The organism is Pseudonocardia sp. DR1-2 (genome assembly GCF_023717215.1).
Lineage (GTDB): Bacteria > Actinomycetota > Actinomycetes > Mycobacteriales > Pseudonocardiaceae > Pseudonocardia > Pseudonocardia alni.
Genome location: NZ_JAMQOF010000008.1, coordinates 171262 through 193258, shown reverse-complemented (window position 1 = coordinate 193258; position 21997 = coordinate 171262). Strand labels below are relative to the sequence as shown.

The 21997-nt window shown below is 74.5% G+C and carries 21 protein-coding genes; 14 read left to right on the top strand and 7 right to left on the bottom strand.

Annotated elements, in window-relative coordinates; genetic code table 11:
* Nucleotides 1-3 precede the first annotated feature (3 nt).
* From ND486_RS23395 to ND486_RS23380, 4 genes are all read right to left on the bottom strand, one after another.
* A complete protein-coding gene (locus ND486_RS23395; protein ID WP_251786616.1) occupies nt 4-870 on the bottom strand; it encodes an amino acid ABC transporter permease in 867 nt (288 codons plus the stop codon).
* Nucleotides 867-1514 carry an amino acid ABC transporter permease gene (locus tag ND486_RS23390; protein WP_208820948.1) on the bottom strand — a complete coding sequence of 216 codons (648 nt, stop codon included), beginning with the start codon at nt 1512-1514 and terminating at the stop codon, nt 867-869. The genes ND486_RS23395 and ND486_RS23390 overlap by 4 nt, the downstream gene beginning before the upstream one ends.
* Before the next feature lie 97 nt (nt 1515-1611).
* Complete coding sequence (locus tag ND486_RS23385) at nt 1612-2496, bottom strand: glutamate ABC transporter substrate-binding protein (protein ID WP_251786615.1); 885 nt, start codon at nt 2494-2496, stop codon at nt 1612-1614.
* 40 nt (nt 2497-2536) lie between these two features.
* A complete protein-coding gene (locus ND486_RS23380; protein WP_251786687.1) occupies nt 2537-3265 on the bottom strand; it encodes an amino acid ABC transporter ATP-binding protein in 729 nt (242 codons plus the stop codon).
* A gap of 134 nt (nt 3266-3399) precedes the next feature.
* Here ND486_RS23380 and ND486_RS23375 point away from each other — a divergent pair, with 134 nt between their 5' ends.
* A complete protein-coding gene (locus tag ND486_RS23375; RefSeq protein ID WP_251786614.1) occupies nt 3400-4083 on the top strand; it encodes a response regulator transcription factor in 684 nt (227 codons plus the stop codon).
* A 3-nt stretch (nt 4084-4086) separates the two neighbouring features.
* Nucleotides 4087-5505, top strand: a complete 1419-nt coding sequence (locus tag ND486_RS23370; RefSeq protein WP_073577426.1) for a HAMP domain-containing sensor histidine kinase — start codon at nt 4087-4089, stop codon at nt 5503-5505.
* Here the strand turns inward: ND486_RS23370 and ND486_RS23365 are convergent.
* A complete protein-coding gene (locus ND486_RS23365) occupies nt 5499-6464 on the bottom strand; it encodes a TAXI family TRAP transporter solute-binding subunit (RefSeq protein WP_251786613.1) in 966 nt (321 codons plus the stop codon). The genes ND486_RS23370 and ND486_RS23365 overlap by 7 nt on opposite strands.
* Before the next feature lie 63 nt (nt 6465-6527).
* Here ND486_RS23365 and miaB point away from each other — a divergent pair, with 63 nt between their 5' ends.
* On the top strand, nt 6528-8024 hold the full coding sequence (gene miaB / locus ND486_RS23360) for a tRNA (N6-isopentenyl adenosine(37)-C2)-methylthiotransferase MiaB (RefSeq protein WP_308215875.1): 1497 nt from the start codon (nt 6528-6530) through the stop codon (nt 8022-8024).
* Nucleotides 8021-8467 carry a hypothetical protein gene (locus ND486_RS23355; protein WP_226350500.1) on the top strand — a complete coding sequence of 149 codons (447 nt, stop codon included), beginning with the start codon at nt 8021-8023 and terminating at the stop codon, nt 8465-8467. Before miaB ends, ND486_RS23355 begins: the two co-directional genes overlap by 4 nt.
* 4 nt (nt 8468-8471) lie before the next feature.
* Here the strand turns inward: ND486_RS23355 and ND486_RS23350 are convergent, their stop codons facing one another.
* Entirely contained in the window at nt 8472-9707 is a 1236-nt protein-coding gene (locus tag ND486_RS23350; RefSeq protein WP_208821050.1) for a DUF349 domain-containing protein, read from the bottom strand.
* A gap of 372 nt (nt 9708-10079) precedes the next feature.
* Between ND486_RS23350 and ND486_RS23345 the strand changes: the two genes are divergently transcribed.
* The 5 genes from ND486_RS23345 to ND486_RS23325 are packed head-to-tail and all read left to right on the top strand — an operon-like array spanning nt 10080 to nt 15233.
* Nucleotides 10080-10781 (top strand): hypothetical protein, encoded by a 702-nt coding sequence (locus ND486_RS23345; protein WP_251786612.1) that lies wholly within the window; start codon nt 10080-10082, stop codon nt 10779-10781.
* Entirely contained in the window at nt 10778-11722 is a 945-nt protein-coding gene (miaA, locus tag ND486_RS23340) for a tRNA (adenosine(37)-N6)-dimethylallyltransferase MiaA (protein WP_251786611.1), read from the top strand. Before ND486_RS23345 ends, miaA begins: the two co-directional genes overlap by 4 nt.
* Nucleotides 11719-12588: a diaminopimelate epimerase gene (gene dapF, locus ND486_RS23335; protein ID WP_251786610.1), complete on the top strand. Its 870-nt coding sequence runs from the start codon at nt 11719-11721 to the stop codon at nt 12586-12588. Before miaA ends, dapF begins: the two co-directional genes overlap by 4 nt.
* A 54-nt stretch (nt 12589-12642) precedes the next feature.
* The gene (hflX, locus tag ND486_RS23330) at nt 12643-14133 is read left to right on the top strand and encodes a GTPase HflX (protein ID WP_251786609.1); all 1491 of its coding nucleotides are present in this window, start codon (nt 12643-12645) and stop codon (nt 14131-14133) included.
* Between the two features lie 35 nt (nt 14134-14168).
* A complete protein-coding gene (locus ND486_RS23325) occupies nt 14169-15233 on the top strand; it encodes a hypothetical protein (RefSeq protein WP_251786608.1) in 1065 nt (354 codons plus the stop codon).
* A gap of 28 nt (nt 15234-15261) precedes the next feature.
* On the opposite strand, the gene lexA is transcribed toward ND486_RS23325, so the two are convergent.
* Nucleotides 15262-16020 (bottom strand): transcriptional repressor LexA, encoded by a 759-nt coding sequence (gene lexA, locus ND486_RS23320; protein WP_062396661.1) that lies wholly within the window; start codon nt 16018-16020, stop codon nt 15262-15264.
* A 228-nt stretch (nt 16021-16248) separates the two neighbouring features.
* On the opposite strand from lexA, the gene ND486_RS23315 reads away from it, so the two are divergent.
* The 5 genes from ND486_RS23315 (at nt 16249) to ND486_RS23295 (ending at nt 21991) form a co-directional block, all read left to right on the top strand.
* Nucleotides 16249-16479, top strand: a complete 231-nt coding sequence (locus ND486_RS23315) for a hypothetical protein (RefSeq protein ID WP_251786607.1) — start codon at nt 16249-16251, stop codon at nt 16477-16479.
* A gap of 163 nt (nt 16480-16642) precedes the next feature.
* Entirely contained in the window at nt 16643-17302 is a 660-nt protein-coding gene (locus ND486_RS23310) for a hypothetical protein (protein ID WP_251786606.1), read from the top strand.
* A gap of 519 nt (nt 17303-17821) precedes the next feature.
* Nucleotides 17822-18313 (top strand): transcriptional regulator NrdR, encoded by a 492-nt coding sequence (gene nrdR, locus ND486_RS23305; RefSeq protein ID WP_062396654.1) that lies wholly within the window; start codon nt 17822-17824, stop codon nt 18311-18313.
* A gap of 94 nt (nt 18314-18407) precedes the next feature.
* Nucleotides 18408-21269, top strand: coding sequence for a vitamin B12-dependent ribonucleotide reductase (locus ND486_RS23300; RefSeq protein ID WP_062396651.1), 2862 nt, complete (start codon nt 18408-18410; stop codon nt 21267-21269).
* Between the two features lie 80 nt (nt 21270-21349).
* Nucleotides 21350-21991 carry a hypothetical protein gene (locus ND486_RS23295; protein WP_251786605.1) on the top strand — a complete coding sequence of 214 codons (642 nt, stop codon included), beginning with the start codon at nt 21350-21352 and terminating at the stop codon, nt 21989-21991.
* Nucleotides 21992-21997 lie beyond the last annotated feature (6 nt).

Here is a 21997-nt window from a genome sequence, read left to right as displayed (position 1 = left end):
GCCTCAGACCGACGCGCCGCCGGTGGGCACGGGTTCCGGAGCCGCCTGCGCGGTGGCCTTGCGCGGGCCCTGCGACAGCCGCTTCTCCACCAGCCGGGACAGCCCGGTCAGGATCAGGCACAGCCCGATGTAGATGACCGCGACGACGAGCGCGACCTGCAGGATCGGCGACCCGAGCTGTACCTGGCTGCCGAGCTGGCGGGCCACGAGCAGCAGCTCCTCGTAGAGGATCAGGAAGCCGAGCGCGGTGTCCTTCAGGACCACCACCAGCTGCGACAGGATCGTCGGCAGCATCGAGCGGACCGCCTGCGGGAGCAGCACCGAGGACATCACCTGGGTCTTGCGCAGCCCCAGGGCGTAGGCGGCCTCGCTCTGCCCGCGCGGGACCGCGTTGATCCCGGCGCGGAACACCTCGGCGAGCACCGAGCCGTTGTAGAGCATCAGGCCGAGCACGACGGCCCAGAACGCGGTGATCTCGATGCCCGCGCCCTGCGACATGCCGTAGTACATGATGAAGATCAGGACGAGCAGCGGGACGGCGCGGAAGAACTCCACGATCACGGTGCACGGGACCCGGATCCACGCGTGGTCCGACAGCCGCCCGGCGGCGAACACCGCCCCGAACAGCAGGGACAGGACCGCCGCGACGGCGAACGCGCGGATGGTGTTCCACAGCGCCTCGAGGATCCGGATCTGGATCGCCTCGTAGGTGATCCAGTCCCACATCCGGCCGCTGAACTGGCCGGTGGCCCAGAAGCGGTAGACGACGAACCCGAGGATCGCCACGATCACCGCGACGCCGACGACGCCGATCGTGCGGTTGCGGGCACGGGCCGCCGGGCCCGGGATGTCGTAGAGGACCGAGCTCATCGGGCCACCCCCCAGCGGGCGTCGAGGCGGCGCTGCATCCAGGTCAGCGGGGCCACCAGGATCACGAAGATCAGCGCCACCCACAGCAGCCCGACGAGCACGTTGTAGCCGCGCTCGGAGAGGTTCTGGTAGATGCCGCCGGCCTGGAACACCGAGAAGCCGGACGCGATCGTGGTGTTCTTCAGCAGTGCGATCTGGATGTTCGTCATCGGCGGGACGGTGGCGCGCACCGCCTGCGGGAGCACCACCTGGCCGAGGGTCTGGGTGAAGGTGAAGCCCAGCGCCCGGGAGGCCTCGGCCTGTCCGACCGGGACCGTGTTGATGCCCGACCGCACGACCTCGCACACGAACGCGGCGGTGTAGAGGATCAGGCCGACGCTCGCCAGCGCGAAGAAGCTGAGCTGGACGAGCTCGAGGCGGGGGTAGGCGAACGCGAAGAAGAACAGCACCAGCGTCAGCGGGGTGTTCCGCAGGATCGTCACGTAGCCGGTGCCGAAGGCACGCAGCGCGGGGACGGGGCTGACCCGCATGCCCGCCACCAGCGTGCCGAGCAGCAGCGACCCGATCGCGGCGACGACGAAGAGGCCGATCGTGCCGGCGAACCCGCCGACGTAGAGGTCGAGGTTGTCCAGCAGGACATCCACCGGGCGGCTCTCCTTTCTCTGGTCCCGACGTGTCTGGACCCGCCGCGGCCCGGCGGGGCGGGGGCGCGGGCACCGCCCCGCCGGGCCGCGGGCGGGATCAGTAGCGCTCGATGGCCGGCGGCTCGGTCTGGGTACCGGACTTGCCCAGGGTGCCGTCGTAGATGGTCTTCCAGGTGCCGTCGTCGATCGACGCCTGCAGCAGGTCGTTGATCTTGTTGCGGAGCGCGGTGTCGGCCTTCGGGACGCCGATGCCGTAGGGCTCGGAGGAGAACTTCTCGCCGACGACCTTCAGCTGCTGCGGGTTCTGCGCGGCGTAGCCGAGCAGGATCGCGTCGTCGGTGGTGACGGCGTCGACCTGGTTGTTGATCAGCTGGTCGACGCACTGGGTGTAGGTCTGGAACTCGACGACCTGGTCGGTCAGCTTCTGGTCCTTGACCCGCTGGATCGGGGTGGAGCCGGTGACCGAGCAGACCCGCTTGCCCTGCAGGGTCTGGGGGCCGGTGATCGTGTCGTCGTCGGCGCGGACGAGCAGGCTCTGCCCGGCGACGTAGTACGGACCGGCGAACCCGACGCGCTGCTTGCGCTTGTCGTTGATCGTGTAGGTACCGACGTAGAAGTCGACGTCGCCGCGCTCGATGTTGTCCTCGCGCGCCGCCGACGGGATGACCTTGTAGTCGATCTGGTCGGGGGAGAAGCCGAGACCGCCCGCGACCATCCGGGCGATGTCGATGTCGAACCCGGAGAACTCGTTGGTGGTGGCGTCGCGGAAGCCCAGGTTCGGCTGGTCGTCCTTGACACCGATGACGACGCGGCCGCGCTGCTTCATGGCGTCGAAGGTGGGAGAGCCCTCGACGGTCACGTTCTGCGCGACGGTCGGCTGGTAGCCCGAGCCCTCGGCGCCGGGGGCTCCCTCGCGGCCGCAGCCGGCCAGGGCGAGGGTGGCGGCCAGGGCGGCAGCCACCAGGATGCGGGTTCTCTTCACGGTTCGCTCCGCTCGTCGGGGGTGGTGGTGGAAGGTGTCCTCAGTGCGAGAGGATCTTGCCGAGGAAGTCCTTGGCGCGGTCGCTGCGCGGGGCGGTGAAGAACTCGTCCGGGGTCGCGTCCTCGACGATCTCGCCGTCGCTCATGAACACGACGCGGTGCGCGGCCCGGCGGGCGAAGCCCATCTCGTGGGTCACGACGACCATCGTCATGCCCTCCTTGGCCAGCGAGGTCATGGTGTCGAGCACCTCGTTGACCATCTCCGGGTCCAGCGCCGAGGTCGGCTCGTCGAAGAGCATCACCTTCGGCTTCATCGCCAGCGCGCGGGCGATCGCCGCGCGCTGCTGCTGGCCGCCGGACAGCTGCGCCGGGTACTTGTCGCGCTGGTTCGCGATGCCGACGCGCTCCAGCAGCGCCAGCCCGGTCTTCTCGGCCTCGGCCTTGGAGGCGCCGCGGACCTTGAGCGGGGCCAGCGTGACGTTCTCCAGGATCGTCTTGTGCGCGAACAGGTTGAACGACTGGAAGACCATGCCGACGTCGGCCCGCAGGGCGGCCAGCGCCTTGCCCTCCGCCGCCAGTGCGGTGCCGTCGATCTCGATCGTGCCGGTGTCGATCGGCTCGAGCCGGTTGATCGTGCGGCAGAGTGTGGACTTGCCGGAACCGGAGGGGCCGAGGACGACGACGACCTCACCACGGGCGACGTCGAGATCGATGTCGCGCAGCACGTGGAGGTCGCCGAAGTGCTTCTGCACCCCGGCCATCCGCACCATGGGAGTGCTGGACGCGGGCGGGCTGGTCATGCTGCCTCCGGACATGGCGAGAGCCTGGACGGAACGGACATGCGAGTCCACCACCTTGAGGAACCTTTAGGGTCTCGGCCACGTAACGGAAAGGGCGGGCAGCGGTGCACATCCTGCTGATCGAGGACGACGACCGGGTCGCCGCCGCGCTGCGCCCGGCGCTGCACCGGCACGGGATGACCACGACCCGCCTCGACCACGGCCGCGGCGCCGTCGACCACCTCGACGGCGTCGACGTCGTGCTGCTCGACCTGGGCCTCCCCGACGCCGACGGGCTCGACGTCTGCCGTGCGATCCGCGCCGTCTCCGAGGTCCCGGTGCTGATGGTGACCGCCCGCGGCGAGGTCACCGACCGCATCGCCGGGCTGCACACGGGCGCCGACGACTACCTGGTCAAGCCCTACGACATCGGCGAGCTCGTGGCCCGGGTGCACGCGGTGCAGCGCCGCCGCAAGGTCGGTGACGACGGGTCGGTCGCCCCGGCCGGGTCGGCCCCGGTGACCGTCGGCGACGTCCGCGTCGACCCCGAACGGCACGAGGTCACCGTCGCCGGGGAGCAGGTGGTGCTCACCCGCAAGGAGTTCCAGGTGCTGTCGCTGCTCGCCCGCGCCGACGGCGCCGTCTGCACCCGCGCCCAGATCGTCGCCGAGGTGTGGGGGCGCGGCTGGGCGGGCGCGAACCGGACGCTCGACGTGCACGTGGCGACCCTGCGGACCAAGCTCGGCCGCCCCGAGCTGGTGCGCACCGTGCGCGGCGTCGGGTACCGCTTCGCCGCCACCGAGGACTGACCCGTGCGCAGCCGGCTGCTGCTGGTCGTGCTCGTGCTCGTCGGCCTGCTCGCCGCCGGGCTGGGCGTCCCGCTGGCCTGGACCGCCGCCCAGCGCGCCCAGGAGGAGGTCTTCACCGACCGGCTCACCGACACGATCTCCTTCGCCTCCACCGCGCAGCGCCCGCTCATCGAGGCCCCCGCGGGCAGCTCCGCGCTCACCACCTTCACCGACGAGATCACCCGCTACGACGACGTCTACGGCGTCGCGGTGCTCGTGCTCGACCGGACCGGCCGGACACTGACCGCGTCCCGCCCGGCAGACCGGCTGCCCGAGCTGGGGGACTACGCCACGGAGCGGACCGCGGTCGCGCTGGCCGGGCGCCGCTCGTCGACCTACCCGCTGCTGATGCCGTGGGACGCCCGGCCGCTGGTGCTGGCCGAGCCGGTGCTCGTCGACGGCGAGGTCGTCGGCGCGGTGGCGACGGTGTCACCGACCGACGCACTGCGGGCCGAGGCGGTGCGCACCTGGTCGCTGATCGCCGGGGCCGCGGTGTTCGCGCTGCTCGCCGGCACCCTGGTCGCGCTGCCGCTGACCGCCTGGGTGCTGCGCCCGGTCCGCCGGCTCGACGAGGCGATGGGCCGGGTCGGGACGGCCGTCGTCGCCGGGGGGCCGCCCGGTCCGCCGTCGCGGCGCAGCGGCCCGCCGGAGCTGCGCTCGCTGGCCGGGTCGTTCGACCGGATGACCGAGACGGTGCGCGAGGCGCTGGCCGCGCAGCGCGCGTTCGTCGCCGACGCCTCCCACCAGCTGCGGAACCCGCTCACGGCGCTGCGCCTGCGGCTGTCCAACCTCGACGGGCACGTCGACCCGGCCGCCGCCGACGACCACCTCGCGGCGATGGAGGAGGCCGAGCGGCTGTCCCGGGTGCTCGACGGGCTGCTCGCGCTGGCCCGCGCCGAGCGCGCGGTGGAGGACCCGGGTGACGCCGAGGACACCGACCTCGACGTCGTCATCGCCGAGCGGGTGGACAACTGGCGGCCGCTGGCCGAGCACTCCGGGATCGAGCTGCGCCGCAGCGGCCCGCACGGCCTGCACGCCCTGATCGGCGAGCCCGCGCTGGAGTCGGTGCTCGACGCGCTGCTGGACAACGCGCTCAAGTACACCCCGGCCGGGCGACGGGTGCGGGTCGCGACGCTGCGCACCGCGGACCGGATCGGCGTCAGCGTCGTCGACGGCGGGCCCGGCCTGGCGCCGGAGGACCGGGCCCGGGCCACCGACCGGTTCTGGCGGGCGCCCGGTCAGACCAACGTCGAGGGCAGCGGGCTGGGTCTGGCCATCGCGGTGCGGACCGCCGCCGCGGCCGGCGGGAGCCTGCAGCTGGGCGCCGCCCCGGGCGGCGGGCTGCGGGTCACGCTGTGGCTGCGCCCGGGGGCGGCTCAGTAGCCCTTGGTGGCCCGGTAGAACGCGACGGCGCCGTCGTGCAGCGGGATCGGCTGGGTGCCGATCGCCGAGCGGGAGTCGACGGTCACCGCGGCCGGGCTGGCCTGGGCCAGTCGCGGCTGCTCGTCGAAGGCGGCGCGGATGAGCGCGCCCGCCAGGTCGGCAGCCATCCCCTCGGTGACCAGCAGAGCGTTGCGCACCGACAGGCACGACACCGGGCCGGGCAGGCCGTAGGTGTTCGCGGGGACCGTCGCCACCGAGTAGACGGGGTACCGGTCGCGCATGCGGTCGAGCACGCCGCCGAGCTCCAGCAGCCGGATCGGGACCTGTGCGGCCAGCTCCCGCACGCCGTCGGTGGGGACCCCGCCGGACCAGAAGAACGCGTCGAGGCCGTTCTCGCGCAGCGCCGCCGCCGCGTCCGGGAGGCCCAGCTCCGCGCGGGTGCCCAGGCCCGCGACGCCGATCCCGGCCACGTCGAGCAGCCGGATCGCGATCGGCTGGTAGCCGCTGCCACCCGGGCCGATCGACACCCGTCGTCCGCGCAGGTCGGCGATGCTGCGCAGGCCGGAGTCGGCGCGCACGACGATGTGGGTGACGTCGTCGTAGAGCCGGGCCAGTGCGCGCGGCTCGGCCGGGCCGGTGGTGCGGGCGGCGACGTCGGCGGCCACGTCGACCTGGCTGATCGTGACCGCGGCCGCCCCGGTGGTCAGAAGCTCCATGTTCTGAGCGCTGCCCGCGGTCTCCAGCACCTGCGGGGCCGCGGCGAGCCCGAGCCGTTCCCGCCAGATCTCCGACAGCGTGCGCGCGAGGTTGATGTACACCCCCGGCTGCACCCCGCCGGCGATCACCAGCGGGGCGGCGGGCCGGGGCCCGGTACAGGCGGCCAGCCCCGCCCCCAGACCGAACGCCGCCCCCGCGCGCAGCACGGTGCGCCTCGTCAGCGGGGGCCCGGGCCGGTGCACCCGCCCATCATCCCCGACGGCCCCGTCCCGGCGTCGTCGCACCGGGCGCCTACCCTCGGGTGTGTGAGCCGCAGCTACACCGTGCGCACCTACGGGTGCCAGATGAACGTGCACGACTCGGAGCGGATGGCCGGTCTGCTGGAGGACGCCGGGTACGCCCGGGCCGAGGACCCCGACACCGCCGACGTCGTCGTGTTCAACACCTGCGCGGTGCGGGAGAACGCGGACAACAAGCTCTACGGCAACCTCGGGCACCTGCGCCCCCGCAAGGTCGCGAACCCGGACATGCAGATCGCCGTGGGCGGCTGCCTGGCCCAGAAGGACCGCGACACGATCACGCGGCGGGCCCCGTGGGTCGACGTCGTGTTCGGCACGCACAACGTGCACGCCCTGCCGACGCTGCTGGAGCGGGCCCGGCACAACGAACAGGCACAGGTCGAGATCGCCGAGGCGCTCGAGGTGTTCCCCTCGACGCTGCCCGCGCGCCGCGACTCCGCCTACGCCGGCTGGGTGTCGATCTCGGTGGGCTGCAACAACACCTGCACGTTCTGCATCGTGCCGTCGCTGCGCGGCAAGGAGCGCGACCGGCGCCCCGGCGACGTGCTCGCCGAGGTGCAGACCCTCGCCGCGGACGGCGTGCTCGAGGTGACCCTGCTGGGCCAGAACGTGAACGCCTACGGCTCGGACATGGGCGACAAGCAGGCGTTCTCCAAGCTCCTGCGGGCCTGCGGCGAGGTCGAGGGGCTGGAGCGGGTGCGCTTCACCAGCCCGCATCCGCGCGACTTCACCTCCGACGTGATCGCCGCGATGGCGCAGACCCCGAACGTCTGCCCGCAGCTGCACATGCCGTTGCAGTCCGGCTCCGACGACGTCCTGCGCCGGATGCGCCGCAGCTACCGCTCGGAGCGGTTCCTGTCGATCCTGGCCGAGGTGCGGGAGTCGATCCCGCACGCGGCGATCACCACCGACATCATCGTCGGTTTCCCCGGCGAGACCGAGCAGGACTTCCAGGACACCCTCGACGTCGTCGAGCGGGCCCGGTTCGCCGCGGCGTTCACCTTCCAGTACTCGAAGCGCCCCGGGACGCCTGCCGCGGACCTGCCCGACCAGCTGCCCAAGGCCGTCGTGCAGGAGCGCTACGAGCGCCTCGTCGCGCTGCAGGAGCGGATCTCCTGGGAGGAGAACCGCAGGCAGGAGGGCACCGAGGTCGAGCTGCTGGTGTCCACCGGCGAGGGCCGCAAGGACGCGGCGACCGCCCGGCTCACCGGCCGCGCCCGCGACGGGCGTCTCGTGCACTTCGCGCCCGGGGACGCGACCGGCATCCGGCCGGGCGACATCGTCACGGTCCGGATCGACCGCGGTGCCCCGCACCACCTCGTCGCCGACGGCGGTGTGCTCACCCACCGCCGCACCCGCGCCGGTGACGCCGCCGAGGCCGGCGAGCGCCCGTCCGGGGCACCCACCACCCTGGGACTGCCCGCGTTCGGCGCCCCGGCGCCCGAGCCGGCACCCGCCGCGCCGTCCTGCGGCGTCCCCGCCACCACCGGAGGTACCCGATGAGCGACGTGTCCCCGGAGACCCGCGCCGAGATCGACCGGGCCGGGCGCGGTGTCGCCCGCCGGATCGACCCGGGCGCGCGCGCCATGCTGATCGCGGTGGCGATCGTCGCCGCCGTCGCCGCGCTGCTGCTCCCGTGGGTGGCGGGCACCCCGGGCTGGCAGGTGCTGGCCTCCGGCACCTCCGGGCCGCTGCCGACGCTGTTCTCGTTCACGATGACCGGGTTCGCCGTCGTGGTGTCCGCGGCCGCGCTGCTGACCCGGCTGTGGGCGCTCGCGTGGCTCGCGGCCTTCGGCTGCGGGATCTCCTCGGTGAACGGGCTGTGGGCGATCTGGTCGCAGCAGACCGGCGCCGAGGCCGGCCCCGGGTTCGGGATGGTCCTCGGCGTGATCGCGGTCGTGCTGCTGACCTTCGTGTGGGCGGGCGCCGCGCTGCAGCGCGACTGACCCCCTACCGCTCGTCGACCGCCTGTTCGGCGGCGGTCAGCCACTCCCGCCACTGCGCCGCCTGCGCACGGGCCTGCTCGGCGCGCCTGCCGTCGCCGGCCGCCTCGGCCTTCTCCGCCTGCGCCTCGAACTGCTCGACCCGCACCCGGAACTGCTCCACGCGGGCCTGGGCCTCGGGGTCGGTGCGGCGCCACTGCGCGTCCGCGGCGGCGGCGACCTTGTCCTCGATCCCGCGCAGCCGCCCCTCCAGGGTGCGGATCTCCTCGCGCGGGACCTTGCCGATGGCCTCCCAGCGCTCCTGGACCTCGCGCAGCCGGGCCCGTGCGCCGTCCGGGTCGGACAGGTCGATCGTCTCGGCCTCGGCGAGCAGGGCCCGCTTCGCCTCGGCGTTCTCGGCGAACTCGGTGTCGCGGGCGGAGAAGTGCTCCCCGCGGCGGGCGAAGAAGCGGTCCTGCGCGCCGCGGAAGCGGGCCCACAGCGCGTCGTCGGCCTCGCGGTGGGCGCGGCCCGCCGCCTTCCACTCGGTCATCAGGTCGCGGTAGGCGGCCGCGGTCGCGTTCCACTCGTCGGAGTCGGCCAGGGCCTCGGCCCGGTCGACGAGCTCCTCCTTGCGGGCCTTCGCGGTGACCCGCTGGCGGTCGAGGTCGGCGAAGTGCGAGCCGCGCCGCCGGTTGAACGCCTCACGGGCCTTCGAGAAGCGCTTCCACAGCTGCTCGTCGGTCTTCTTGTCGACGCCGCGGACGGTGCGCCACTCGTCGAGGATCGCCTTGAACCGGTCCCCGGCCTGCTTCCACTGGGTCGAGTCCGCGGCCATCTTCTCGGCCTCGACGGCGAGCGCCTCCTTGCGGGCGACGGCGTCGTGCCGGGCGCGCTCGCGCTCCTCCTTCGCCGCGCTGACGCCCTGCTCGGCCCGGCCGACCAGCTCGTCGAGCCGCTCGCGCAGGGCGGGCACGTCCCCGACCACGTGCGCCTCGCCGAGGCCCTCGCGCAGCGCGGTGAGCGCGGTGAGCGACGCCTTCGCGTCCCCGCCGCCGGCGATCCGGGCGGCGAGCACCTCGGTCTCGGTGACCAGCGCGTCGAACCGCTTCGCGTAGTGCTCCAGGCCCTCCGCGGGCGGACCGGCCTGGTAGGAGCCGACGACCCGCTCGCCGTCGGCGGTGACCAGGGTGATGGTCCCGTCGTCGTCGGCGCGGCCCCAGCGCCCCGGGTCACCGGCCGCCGAGGGCACCGGCGACGGCAGCGCTGCGGGCGGCGCGGGCGGTGCGACCGCGGCCGGGGTGGGCGCGGGTCGCGCGGCGGGCGGCGGTCCGGGCCGTGGGCCGGGCCGGGGCGGCCCCGGCTTCGGCGGGGTGGGCCGGGTGGGCTCGGCACCCTGTCCTGCAGCGTCGGTCGCGTGGGTCTCGGACACCGGTAGGTCCTCCTCGTTCGGCCCGCCGCGGGGGCGGGCGCCCCGGTGCGGATGTCCGTCCGGGGCCGTGCGCGCACCGGGCCCCTCGCGCGGTGCGGAGGCCGGAACGGCGATTCAAGCAGGTCCACCGCCCTCGGGGGAACCGCGCGCCCCCGGCCGGGTACGGGCGTCGCGGCGGGGGAGCGCTGATTACCCTCGGATCCCGTGCCCGCCGCGATCGCCGTCCTGCCCCAGCCCCCGCTCCTCGTCCCCGCCCTGAGCGGCGACGCGGCGGTCGAGACCGAGGGGCTGCGCGAGGCCGTCGCCACCGCCGTGACGGGTCTGGCCGCGGCCGCGGACAGCTGGGTCGTCGTCGGCGCCGATCCCGGCGGGCGGCGCACCGTCGCCCCGGGTACCCGCGGCACCTTCGCCGGCTACGGCCGCGACGTCCCCGTCGCGCTGCCCGGTCCGGCCGGTCCCGACGAGGGCCCGGAGCTCCCGCTCCCGCTGCTGGTCGCGGCCTGGGCCGCGGTGCCGGCCGGGGTCGGGTCGGCGCGCGGCGAGCTCGTCGCGCCGGACGCCCCGGTCGCCGACTGCCTGGCGCTGGGCGCGGAGCTCGCCGGCGAGGGGGTCGGGCTGCTCGTCGTCGGTGACGGCGCGGCCAAGCACACCGCGAAGGCCCCCGGCGGGTTCGACGGCCGCGCCGAGGCGTTCGACGCCGTCGTCGCCGCCGCGTTCGACGCCGGTGACCCCGAGACGCTCGCCCGGCTCGACCCGGACGGCGCCGCCGCTCTCTGGGCGTCCGGCCGCGCGCCCTGGCAGGTCCTCGCGGGTGCCGCGCGCGGGCGGGCCTGGACGGCGGCGCACCGGCACACCTCGATGCCCTACGGCGTCGCCTACCACGTGGCGCTGTGGGAACCGGCGTGAACGCCCCTCCGTCGACGGCACCGCCGCTCGTGGTCGTGGTCGGGCCGACCGCGACCGGCAAGTCCGACCTCGGGCTGGAGCTGGCACTGGCGCTGGGCGGGGAGGTCGTCAACGCCGACGCGATGCAGCTCTACCGCGGCCTGGACGTCGGCACCGCGAAGCTCGCCCCGCACGAGCGGCGCGGCATCGTCCACCACCAGCTCGACGTCCTCGACGTCACCGAGACCGCCTCGGTCGCGGCCTACCAGCGCGAGGCCCGGGCGGTCGTCGAGGAGCTGCGCGCCGCCGGACGCACCCCGGTGCTCGTCGGCGGCTCGGGTCTCTACGTGCAGGCCGTGCTGGACGAGCTGGAGTTCCCCGGCACCGACCCGGAGCTGCGCGCCGCGCTGGAGGCCGAGCTGGACCGCGACGGGTCCGGCGCGCTGCACGCCCGCCTCGCCGCGGTCGACCCGGTCGCCGCGGAGCAGGTGCTGCCCTCGAACGGGCGGAGGATCGTCCGCGCGCTCGAGGTGATCGCGCTGACCGGCCGGCCGTTCCGGGCGACGCTGCCCGGCGCGGGCACCCCCCGCTACGACGCCGTGCTGCTCGGCGTGGACCGCGACGTCGCCGAGCTCGACGAGCGCGTCGCGTTGCGGGTGGACCGGATGCTCGACGACGGTCTGGTCGACGAGACCCGCACCCTGCTCCGCCACGGGCTGGCGCAGGGCCGCACGGCGTCCCGCGCGCTGGGCTACCGGCAGGTGATCGAGGCCCTCGACCGCGACCCCGCCCACCCCGACCTCGCCGGTGTCCGGGAGGAGACGGTCCGGGCGACCCGGCGGTTCGTGCGCCGCCAGCGCTCCTGGTTCCGCCGCGACCGCCGCATCCACTGGCTCGACGGTGCCGACCCGGACCTGGTGGCCGCGGCGCGCGCGGTGCTCGCTCGTAGGCTGGTGGCATGACCGGCGGCATCGCGTTCAGCAAGGGGCACGGCACGCAGAACGACTTCGTGGTGCTGCCCGACCCGGACGCCGCGCTCGACCTCACCCCGGCGCGCGTCGCCGCCCTGTGCGACCGCCGCCGCGGCCTCGGCGCGGACGGGGTGCTGCGGGTCGTGCGCTGGGCGAAGCTCGCCGGGGAGCCCGGCGTCGGTGAGCCCGCCGACGGCGTCGAGTGGTTCATGGACTACCGCAACGCCGACGGCTCGCTCGCCGAGATGTGCGGCAACGGCCTGCGCGTGTTCGCCCGCTACCTGCACGAGCGCGGCTGGGCCACCGGCGGGCCGGTCGGCACCCGCAACGGGGTGCTCGACACCGCGGTCGGGCCGGACGGGGTCTCGGTCGGGCTCGGCACGGTCGGCGTCGGCCCGGCGTCGGTCGCCACCAGCGGCGACGCGCGTGTCGACGGCATCGCCCTCGACGTCGGCAACCCGCACCTGGCCTGCGTCACCGCGGCCGACCCGGACACCCTCGACCTGACCCACGCGCCCTCGTTCGACCCGGCGCTGTTCCCGAACGGGGTGAACGTCGAGTTCCTGACCCCGCTGGACGGTCCCGCCGACGGCGGCCGGATCCGGATGCGGGTGCACGAGCGCGGCGTGGGGGAGACCCGTTCCTGCGGCACCGGGACCGTCGCCGCCGCCGTCGCCGCGCTGCGGCACGCCGGGCACTCCGCCGGCGACGTGCAGGTCACCGTCCCGGGCGGGCTGCTGCGGGTGACGGTGGAGGCGGGTACCGACGAACGGACCGGGCCCACGACGCTGCACGGCCCGGCCGTGCTGCTCGCGTCCGGGGAGCTGGACCGGGCGTGGTGGGACGCGCCCGCCTGAGCGTCGCGAATCCGGGCGGACACGGGCCCCGCGACGTGGGAGGATGGGGTCGAGATGACTGATGCCCACACGCACCCCTCCGTGACCCCCTCCGCGTCGAACCCGGTTCCGACGGGTGGCGAGCTCGACCTGGAGGAGCGCACGTCGTTGCGCCGGATCCACGGGCTGTCCACCGAGCTCACCGACATCACCGAGGTCGAGTACCGCAAGCTCCAGCTGGAGCGGGTCGTGCTCGTCGGCGTCTGGACCGAGGGCACGGCCGAGCAGGCCGAGAACTCGATGACCGAGCTGGCCCGCCTCGCCGAGACCGCCGGTTCCGAGGTGATGGACGGCCTGGTCCAGCGCCGCTCCAGCCCGGACCCGGCCACGTTCATCGGCTCCGGCAAGGTCGAGGAACTGCTCGGAACCGTCCGCGCCACCGGCGCCGACACCGTCATCTGCGACGGCGAGCTGTCACCCGGCCAGCTCCGCCAGCTGGAGGAGCGGCTCAAGGTCAAGGTCATCGACCGGACCGCGCTGATCCTCGACATCTTCGCCCAGCACGCCCGTTCCCGGGACGGCAAGGCCCAGGTCGAGCTCGCGCAGCTGTCCTACCTGCTGCCGCGGCTGCGCGGCTGGGGTGAGGCGCTGTCCCGGCAGGTCGGTGGCCGCGCCGCGGGCGGTGTCGGTATCGGTGGCCGTGGCCCCGGTGAGACGAAGATCGAGCTGGACCGGCGCCGGATCCGCGCGCGCATGTCGAAGCTGCGCCGCGAGATCGGTGCGATGCGCCAGGTCCGCGAGACCCAGCGCGGCAGCCGTCGCCGCAACGAGATCCCGTCGGTCGCGATCGTCGGCTACACCAACGCGGGCAAGTCGAGCCTGCTCAACCAGCTCACCGACGCCGGCGTGCTGGTGCAGGACGCGCTGTTCGCGACGCTGGACCCGACCACCCGCAAGGCGCAGACGCCCGACGGGCACGAGTACACCCTCACCGACACCGTCGGGTTCGTGCGGCACCTGCCGCACCAGCTCGTCGAGGCGTTCCGCTCCACGCTGGAGGAGGCAGCCCGGGCCGACCTGCTGGTGCACGTCGTCGACGGGTCCGACCCGCTGCCCGACGACCAGATCGCCGCGGTCCGCCAGGTGCTCGTCGAGGTCGGTGAGGCTGCGGGCGACACGATGCCGCCCGAGCTGCTCGTGATCAACAAGACCGACGCGGCCGGTGACCTCGCGCTGGCCCGGCTGCGGCACGCCCAGCCGGACGCGGTGTTCGTCTCCGCGCACAGCGGTGACGGGATCAGCCGGCTCCGGGAGAGCATCGCCGAGCGACTGCCGCGCCCGGAGTACGAGGTCGACCTCCTGCTGCCCTACACCGAGGGTGCGCTGGTCGCGCGGCTGCACGACGACGGCGAGATCCTCGCCGAGGAACACACCGCCGACGGCACCCGGATCCGGGCGCGGGTGAAGCCCGAGCTGGGCACCGCGGTGCTGCCGTTCGCGGTGGCGGGCTCGGCCCTGCCGACCGGGACCGGCACCGACCTGCCGGCGACGGCGGCGGGCCACTGAGCGTCCCACCGGCCGGGCGGCCGGGTCCCGGGACCGTGGCCCGCCGCCTGACCGCGGTCCTCTGCCTGACCGGCGCGCTCACGGGTGCGGCCGCGCCGCCGCCCGGGGCGATCCCGGCCTGCTCGATCGACGACCCGCGGCTGGCGGAGCTGTCCGGGCTGGTCGCCGAGGGCCCGCCCGGCGCGGCCCCGCAGCGCTACCACGCCGTCGTCGACGGCGGCGGGACCGCGCGGACGTTCACCCTGGACCCGGCCGGCTGTGCGGTCACCGGCACCCGGCAGGCCGACGTCCCGGTCACCGACGTCGAGGACCTCGGCCTCGGACCGGGCGGGGAGCTGTGGCTCGCCGACACCGGCGACAACGGGGCGCGTCGCGGGTCGGTCCGGCTCGTCGTGCTGCCCCCGTCCGGGCCGCCACGGGTGCACGACCTCGTCCACCCCGACGGTCCGCGCGACGTCGAGGCACTGCTGGTCGGCGACGACGGCGTGCCCCTGCTGGTCGACAAGACCACCGGGGCCGCCGGGGTGTACCGGCCCGCCGCGCCGCTGCGCGACGGCGGGGGCCCCGTGGAGCTGCGCCGGGTGGCACAGGTGGTGCTGCCCTGGTCCGGCACCGGCGGCGGGCCGCTCGGGGCCGCCGGGTCGCGTACGGTCACCGGCGGCGGGCTCTCGCCGGCCGGGGCCGGCGGCGGGCGCGCCGCCGTGCTGCGGACCTACACCGACGCCTGGGTGTTCCCGCTGCCCGCCGGCGGACCGGCGACGGCCGACGCGCTGGTCGCGGCCCTGGGCGGGGCACCGCTGCCGGTGCCGTTGCCGGGGGAGGCGCAGGGTGAGGCGATCGCCCCGGACGGCCGGGGCGCGCTGCACTCCGGGAGCGAGGCGCGGGGCCTGACCGCGGCGGCGGTCACGGTCGTCCCGGGCGCGGTGTCCGCGGCGACCGTTCCGCAGGCACCGGTCGTGCCTCAGCCCGCCGCGGTGCCCGAGTACCGCACGTACCCGTCGTGGCTGCCTGCCGCGGGCGGGGCCGCGGCGCTCGGGGCGCTGCTGGCCGCCGGCGCCGTCGCGATGTCCCTGCACGGACGGCGCCGCCGGTCCCGCTGATCGCGGGAGCGGGCGCCGTCCGAGGAGGTCAGAGGCGGCGCAGGACCGCCACGACGCGGCCCAGGATCGACGCGTCGTCACCCGGGATCGGGTCGTAGGCGTCGTTCGCGGGCATCAGCCAGATGTGCCCGTCCTTGCGGCGGAACGTCTTCACGGTCGCCTCGCCGTCGATCATCGCGGCCACGACCTCGCCCTGCTCGGCCACCGGCTGCTGGCGCACGACGACCCAGTCGCCGTCGGTGATCGCGGCGTCGACCATCGAGTCGCCCTTGACGTTGAGCAGGAACAGCGTGCCCTCGCCGACGATCTCGCGCGGCAGCGGGAACACGTCCTGCACGGCCTGCTCGGCCAGGATCGGGCCACCGGCGGCGATGTCGCCGATGAGCGGCACGAACGCCGGGGCCGGCCGCGCGGAACGCAGGTCGGCGGTGTCGGTGTCGGAGTCCGTCCCGTCGGTACCGGCGATCTGCTCCGGGCTGCGGACGTCGACCGCGCGGGTGCGGTTCGGGTCGCGCCGGAGGAAGCCCTTGCGCTCCAGGGTGCGGAGCTGGTGGTGCACCGACGAGGTGGACGTGAGGCCCACCGCGTCACCGATCTCGCGGACGCTGGGCGGGTAGCCGTACCGGTCCACCCAGTCCCGGATGACGGCCAGGACCTTCTTCTGCCGCGGGGTCAGGCCGCGGGTGTCGGCCGCGGGGTCGGGGAACTCCCGGACCTTCGCGGATCCCCGGTCCGCGGCGGTGCCGGTCACGCCGGGACCACCGTGTCCGGTGTCGTCCGCTGCCATCGCATTCGCCTCCTCGGGTACTTACGGCGACGACCCTAGCCGCCACGGGCCCGTTCGCCAAACATGCGTTCGAAGTCGCCCGGGGCGTGTCGTGGATTCCGTCGGGCCGCGGTGGTACAACATCGCACACGCGTTCGATCGAACACTGGTTCGATCGAACGCGGTCCGCGTCGCCGTCCGGCCGCGCGGGGGCGACCGGCAGCGGGAACGGCAGCGGGGGTGGCGATCGTGGGTGCGGCGGTCATCGGGGACGTGACGGTCATCGGGCGGGTCCCGGGGCGCACCGCGACCGACGGGGTGCGGCCCGGCCGGGTGCCGGGCGTCGTGCGCCGTGCGGTGGCCGCGTCGGGTGTCCTGCTCGCCTCGGCGGCCGCGGTCGTCGCGCTCGGGGTGCTCGCCGACGTCGCGGTCGCCTCCCACGGCCCGGCCGGGCCGCCCGCGGTCGGCGCACCACGCTGAGAACGTCCCCGGCACGGGCGACGACCTGCGAAAACGCGGTTGTTGTCGGTGCCGGGTGCTACACCGCTCGTACGCCCGTTCGACCGGGCTCGGGGAAGGGCCGGTCGGGAGCGGGGGAGACGAGACCGCCCGGGGGACGGGCGGTCCGACGGCAGGAGGAACCATGCGAGAGCTCGACGAGCGGATCCGCGACCACGGCGCGGTCGGCTGCCTGACCGGCGCCCCGGCGCCCGGCACCCCCACCTCGCGCGCCCGGCGCGCCGCCCGGGAGCGGGTGCGGGCCGCCGACGGTCTCGCCGGTGCGGCCGGTGCCGGCTCGTCGGCCGCCGCGCGCGCGGCCCACCGGTGGGCCGCCCACGGGGCGCGCGAGCGCGCTCTGACCGAGTCGGTGGCCCGTCATCCCGCCGCCCGTTCCCGGCGCGCTCCGGTGTCCGGCGCCCCCGGGGCCGGTGTCCCGGTGTCCGGTCCCGCCGGCGGTCCGAACCCCGCGGTCCGGACGCCCCGCTGCACCGCCGCGGACCCGGCCCCGAGGGCGACGGCGACCCTGACGCGGCCCGCGCCGGCCGCGGCGCCGCCCCGTCCTCGGTCGGTGGCCGTGCCGGCACCGCGCACCGTCCGTCCGCCGTCCCGGCGCTGCCTGGTCCCGGCGCGCCCGCGTCCGGCCCGCAGCCGCGCCCGCGGGCGCCTGGAGCGGTTCCTCACCGGGGTCGCGGCCCTGCTCTGCGCGACGACCGCGGTGGTGGCGCTCGGGCTGCTGGGCGACGCGGCGGCGGGCTGGAACGCCCCCGCGGCCGCCGTGCCGTCGGTCGGCGCCGTGCGCTGACGTCGGCCGGCGCCGCGCAGCGCGACGCCGCTCCCCGTGGTTCGCACGGCTGTGCACTGCGGGGCGGTCCGAGGTGGTGACGGTGCGGAGCGACGGACGCCGCGTCGGCGTCGCATCGGGTGACGGCGTGCGCGGGGTGGCGCGCGGGTGTCGGGACGTGGTCGCCGGGATGTCGCCGGAGGAGTCGGCGACGTGCCGCCGGGCGCGTCCGCAGGGCGTGTCCCCGCATCGGGTGGCCGCCGGTCGCGGTCCCTCCGGCGCGACGGACGGCGCCGCCCGCGACGTTCCTCGGCGCCACCAGCGCCGATGCCCCGCTCCATGATCGTCGGCGACGGACCGGTCGCGGAACGTGGTGTGCGAGGCTCGGTTCCCGATCGGGCGAAGCTCGGCGTGGCACCGGGCCCGGGATGGCGTACCCCTAGATGTAGGGGTTACATTGGTGTCGTTCCGCCACTGGTTGGGGGGACGGATCGCTGCGGAGAGTTTCTGGAACGTCACGGAAGAGGGGTGTGAGCGTCCATGCGCTGCCCGTTCTGCCGACACCCGGACTCCCGCGTGATCGACTCCCGGACCGCCGACGACGGGACCTGCACCCGCCGGCGCCGGTCCTGCACCTCGTGCGGACGACGGTTCACCACGGTCGAGGAGGCCGTGCTCGCCGTCGTCAAGCGCAGCGGGGTGACCGAGCCCTTCAGCCGGCAGAAGGTCGTCGGCGGGGTTCGGCGGGCGTGCCAGGGCCGGCCGGTCGACGAGGACGACCTGCAACAGCTCGCCCACCGGGTCGAGGAGACGGTGCGGGCGCGCGGGGCGGCGGAGCTCCCCAGCCACGAGGTCGGGCTGGCGATCCTCGGGCCGCTGCGTGAGCTCGACGAGGTCGCGTACCTGCGGTTCGCGAGTGTCTATCGGTCCTTCTCCTCCATCGAGGACTTCGAGAAGGAGATCGCCGACCTGCGTTCGGCGGCTGCCGGGGAAGCAGCCGACGACGAGGCCGGTCACCACCCGGACGGCTGAGCGGCGCGTCGTCGTCGCCGGTCGTACCGGGAAGAGAGCCGTCCGCGCACCCCAGCGTGCGGGCGGAGAAGCGTCGGATGTGCGGAGGCAGTTCATGACCGAGACCGTCGGGGGCCCGACGACAGACACCGGTGAGAGCGCGGCTGCCAAGCCGTCGCGTGGCCGCGGGAAGACCGGCGCCAAGCGCGCGCCCGGCCTGACCGTGCAGCGTGTCTTCACCACCGAAGGGGTCCACCCCTACGAGGAGGTGGAGTGGGAGCGCCGCGACGTCGTCATGACGAACTGGCGCGACGGCACCGTCAACTTCGAGCAGCGCGGCGTCGAGTTCCCGCGCAGCTGGTCGGTCAACGCCACCAACATCGTCACCAGCAAGTACTTCCGCGGCGCGGTGGGCTCGGACACCCGCGAGTCCAGCCTCAAGCAGCTCGTCGAGCGGGTCGTCGGCACCTACAAGCGGGCCGGTCTCGAGCACGGCTACTTCGCCACCGACGGCGACGCCGAGATCTTCGACCACGAGCTGACCTGGATGCTGATCCACCAGGTGTTCAGCTTCAACTCGCCGGTGTGGTTCAACGTCGGGACCGCCAGCCCGCAGCAGGTCAGCGCCTGCTTCATCCTCTCGGTCGACGACACGATGGAGTCGATCCTGAACTGGTACCGCGAGGAGGGCCTGATCTTCAAGGGCGGCTCCGGTGCCGGCCTGAACCTCTCGCGCATCCGCTCGTCGAAGGAGCTGCTGTCCTCCGGCGGCACCGCCTCGGGCCCAGTCTCGTTCATGCGCGGTGCCGACGCCTCCGCGGGCACCATCAAGTCCGGCGGCGCCACGCGGCGCGCGGCGAAGATGGTCGTCCTCGACGTCGACCACCCCGACATCGAGGAGTTCGTCGAGACCAAGGCCAAGGAGGAGGCCAAGGTCCGCGTCCTGCGCGACGCCGGCTTCGACATGGACCTGGGCGGCTCCGACATCACCTCGGTGCAGTACCAGAACGCCAACAACTCCGTCCGCGTCACCGACGAGTTCATGCGCGCCGTCGAGGGGGGCACCGACTTCGGTCTGCGTGCCCGCATGACCGGTGAGGTCATCGAGCGCGTCGACGCCCGCAAGCTGTTCCGCGGCATCGCCGAGGCGGCCTGGAACTGCGCCGACCCCGGCATCCAGTACGACGGCACGATCAACGACTGGCACACCACCCCGGAGTCGGGGCGCATCAGCGCGTCGAACCCGTGCTCGGAGTACATGCACCTGGACAACTCCAGCTGCAACCTGGCGTCGCTGAACCTGCTGAAGTTCCTCGACTCCGACGACCGGTTCGACGCCGAGACCTTCGCCAAGGCCGTCGAGCTGATCATCACCGCGATGGACATCTCGATCTGCTTCGCGGACTTCCCGACCGAGCCGATCGCCGACACCACCCGGAAGTTCCGCCAGCTGGGCATCGGCTACGCCAACCTCGGCGCGCTGCTCATGGCGACCGGCCACGCGTACGACTCCGAGGGCGGCCGCGCGCTCGCCGGGTCCATCACCTCGCTGATGACCGGTGCCGCGTACAAGCGCTCCGCCGAGCTCGCCGGCGTCGTCGGCCCGTACGAGGGTTACGCCCGCAACGCCGAGTCCCACCAGCGCGTCATCCGCAAGCACGCCGCGGAGAACGACCGCATCCGCACCTTCGCCTCCAGCACCCCGGTGCAGAAGCTCGCCACCGAGGTCTGGAAGCAGTGCCAGGACATCGGGCAGGTCAACGGCTGGCGCAACGCGCAGGCGTCGGTGCTGGCCCCGACCGGCACGATCGGCCTGATGATGGACTGCGACACGACCGGCATCGAGCCGGACCTGGCGCTGGTCAAGTTCAAGAAGCTGGTCGGCGGCGGCTCCATGCAGATCGTCAACCAGTCGGTGCGCCGCGCCCTGGACAACCTCGGGTACCAGGCCGAGCAGGCCGAGGCGATCGTCGAGTACGTCGCCGAGCACGGCCACGTGGTCGACGCCCCGGGCATGAAGCCCGAGCACTACGAGGTGTTCGACTGCGCCATGGGCGACCGGACGATCGCCCCGATGGGCCACGTCCGCATGATGGCCGCCGCGCAGCCGTTCCTGTCCGGTGCCATCTCCAAGACGGTCAACATGCCCGAGCGGGCGAGCGTCGAGGACGTCGAGCGGATCTACCTCGAGGGGTGGCGCCTCGGCCTCAAGGCCCTGGCGATCTACCGCGACAACTGCAAGGTCGGCCAGCCGCTGTCCGCAGGCAAGGGCGGCGACAAGAAGGCCGACGCCGAGCCGGAGAAGCACGTCGTCGTCGAGCAGCGGCCGGTCCGCAAGCGGCTGCCGAAGAAGCGGCCCAGCGAGACCGTGTCGTTCACCGTCGGTGGCGCCGAGGGCTACCTCACCGCCGGCAGCTACCCCGACGACGGCCTCGGCGAGATCTTCGTCAAGCTCGGCAAGCAGGGCTCGACCCTGGCCGGCGTGATGGACGCCTTCTCGATGTCGATCTCGGTGGGTCTGCAGTACGGCATCCCGCTGGAGTTCTACGTCTCGAAGTTCTCCAACCTGCGCTTCGAGCCTGCCGGGATGACCGACGACCCGGACGTCCGGATCGCGACCTCGGTGCTGGACTACCTGTTCCGCCGCCTGGCGCTGGACCACCTGCCGTACGAGAAGCGCGCCCAGCTGGGCATCTTCTCCTCCGACGAGCGGTCCGCGCAGGTCGAGAACGACTACGGCACCGGCGAGAAGCTCGACATGGAGGAGTTCCGCTCCTCCGTGCCGACGACCGAGGAGCGCAAGGAGGCCGGTGTCGATCCGGCGCCGGTCGAGGTCGGCAGCTCCACCGAGCTGCTCGAGCTGCGTCTGGGCAAGGCCGCCGACGCACCGCTGTGCATGACCTGCGGGACGAAGATGCGCCCCGCCGGGTCCTGCTACCTCTGCGAGGGCTGCGGCTCCACCAGCGGCTGCAGCTGACCGACACCGCACCACACCGGGGCGGCTCCGACACCGGAGCCGCCCCGGCGCGTGTGATGGAGGCAGGGATCGGGGACCACGTGACCGAGGACCGCACCGCGGAGGTGGCCGGGCGCCTCGGCGTCGACCCGCGGGTGCTCGCCGTACTCGTCGCCGCCCCGTGGCGCGTCGCGGAAGGCCACGACACCGGGCCCGTCCCGGAGCCGGCGGGGGAGCGCGGGACCGTCTACGTCGGCGTCCCGTCCCCGACGGAGCTGCGCGAGCTCGACCTGCCCGCCGACGGGCTGCGGCACTTCGGGCTGACCCCTGCCGACCTGCGTCGCGGCGGCTGGACCGACGCCGACCTGCGCTCGGCGGGGCTCCTCCCGCCCGGCGCGACGCCGGACCCGGTGGCCTGGTTCGTCGCCGGGGAGCCGCCGCAGCTGATGCTCGGGTTCGCCCCGGCGGGTCCGGTGCTGCTGGCCCGCCCGGAACCACGACGGGACGGCCGTCTCCCGGTGCTGGACCCGGCGGACGCGGTGGAGGTACCCGTCCTGCCCGGCTGCGACGACCCGGACGGCGACGCCGGGCTCGCCGTCCGCCAGGTGCGCGACGGTCTGCTGCGCCGGGCCCGGCGCCGGCTGACCCACTGCGTGATCTGCCTGCGCCCGGTGCACCGCGCCGCGACGACGCACGGCGCCTGCCACGGCTGTGCCGGCACCTGGCTGGGGTTCGTGTTCTGACCGCGG

Coding starts and splice junctions, on each gene's coding strand:
- ND486_RS23395 (WP_251786616.1), bottom strand. CDS start 870: ATGAGCTCGGTCCTCTACGACATCCCGGGCCCGGCGGCCCGTGCCCGC.
- ND486_RS23300 (WP_062396651.1), top strand. CDS start 18,408: ATGACCGAGACCGTCGGGGGCCCGACGACAGACACCGGTGAGAGCGCG.
- ND486_RS23355 (WP_226350500.1), top strand. CDS start 8,021: ATGAGCGACGTGTCCCCGGAGACCCGCGCCGAGATCGACCGGGCCGGG.
- dapF (WP_251786610.1), top strand. CDS start 11,719: ATGACCGGCGGCATCGCGTTCAGCAAGGGGCACGGCACGCAGAACGAC.
- lexA (WP_062396661.1), bottom strand. CDS start 16,020: ATGGCAGCGGACGACACCGGACACGGTGGTCCCGGCGTGACCGGCACC.
- ND486_RS23380 (WP_251786687.1), bottom strand. CDS start 3,265: ATGGTGCGGATGGCCGGGGTGCAGAAGCACTTCGGCGACCTCCACGTG.
- ND486_RS23310 (WP_251786606.1), top strand. CDS start 16,643: ATGCGAGAGCTCGACGAGCGGATCCGCGACCACGGCGCGGTCGGCTGC.
- nrdR (WP_062396654.1), top strand. CDS start 17,822: ATGCGCTGCCCGTTCTGCCGACACCCGGACTCCCGCGTGATCGACTCC.
- hflX (WP_251786609.1), top strand. CDS start 12,643: ATGACTGATGCCCACACGCACCCCTCCGTGACCCCCTCCGCGTCGAAC.